The sequence below is a fragment of the Flavobacterium xanthum genome (assembly GCF_900142695.1).
Classification (GTDB): Bacteria; Bacteroidota; Bacteroidia; order Flavobacteriales; family Flavobacteriaceae; genus Flavobacterium; species Flavobacterium xanthum.
In genome coordinates, this window is sequence record NZ_FRBU01000098.1 from 1 (window position 1) to 1,306 (window position 1,306).

Annotated in this window: 2 protein-coding genes; both read left to right on the forward strand. The window is 27.5% G+C overall.

Annotation, left to right across the window (positions count from 1 at the left end; translation table 11 throughout):
* Positions 1–156 precede the first annotated feature (156 nt).
* The gene (locus BUC11_RS16545) at positions 157–1,014 is read left to right on the forward strand and encodes a helix-turn-helix domain-containing protein (RefSeq protein ID WP_073355800.1); all 858 of its coding nucleotides are present in this window, start codon (positions 157–159) and stop codon (positions 1,012–1,014) included.
* Between the two features lie 110 nt (positions 1,015–1,124).
* Positions 1,125–1,280 carry a hypothetical protein gene (locus BUC11_RS17060; RefSeq protein WP_175547775.1) on the forward strand — a complete coding sequence of 52 codons (156 nt, stop codon included), beginning with the start codon at positions 1,125–1,127 and terminating at the stop codon, positions 1,278–1,280.
* Positions 1,281–1,306 lie beyond the last annotated feature (26 nt).

The window sequence follows — 1,306 nt, forward strand, 5'->3', positions numbered from 1 at the left end:
CTCTTCTTGTTCTTGACATAATTCTGCTAATTTAAGGTTTTTAATCCTATCTTAAATTCACACAAAAAGTTGTACGTTTTTTGGGGAGCAGCATATAGAATATTGTACAAAACAGACTATACTAAATAAATCATTAGGCAATAAAAATTTATTGTATTGGTAGCTAAGAAAAAAATATATTTTGATAATTCTTTTCAGGTTACGCTTTTAGAAGTTATATATTATCAAAATGTGCTTCGTAAACTCTTGATTTTAGAAAATACTTCAATAGTATTGGTTAATTATGGTTCTATTTCTTTTGAAGTGAACCAAATCAATATCAGTATTTCAGCTAATGAAATAATTGTAATTCCTAAAAGGACATTTGTTGAAAATTTACTAGTTACTAATCCATTACAAATTTGTTTACTCTCATTTTCTTCTGAATTTGCTAATGAAAATAGTATACTTAAACCTTGGATAGGGTATTTTGAAATTTTCATTAATACACGTCCAAATGGGATAGCATTAAAGCAAAAAGAGTTAATTCATGTACTTGAAATATTTAATTTTTTAAAACATCAAACAAAGAGCGCTCACAAAAACAGATTTAGAAAAGAATGTCTGTTGTTTAGTTTTAATTTACTCTTATATGAAATAGCAGGATTCTATGATAAATATTATCAAAATATTCAAGTCATAAACTCTGAAAAACAAGTACTTATTTTTAGGTTTTTTGCTTTGTTAGAGAGAAATTGCCGTTCGCAGCATCAAGTGAAATTTTATGCGGATGCACTATTCATAACATCGGGTCATCTCAATAAATTGGTTAAAGCGATTACAGGTAAAACTCCAAAACAGTTTATAGAAGAAGCCCTTATTTTAGAAATTAAAATAATGCTACTAGATAGTAACTATAGTATTTCGGATATTATCGATGAATTACATTTTCCAAATGCATCATACTTTAGTAATTTTTTTAAAAGAGGCACTGGAATCTCTCCAACGAGCTACCGACTTAGGTTACATTTTTAAAATGACATGTAGATCACTTTTTTAGTGAAAAATTGCTTTTATACCTAATTTATACTGTTTTGGCCTACCAATTTATGTTTCAATTTTTTCTCTAACACTTTTTAATTATTATGCAATCAACTTATAGAGATGCTTTATATAGTATCTTAAAAAAAGAGCAAGAAATTAGTTTAGAAACGTCGCATGTAATCGATGAATATGCTGCTCCCCAAAAAACGTACAACTTTTTGTGTGAATTTAAGATAGGATTAAAAACCTTAAATTAGCAGAATTATGTCAAGAACAAGAAGAG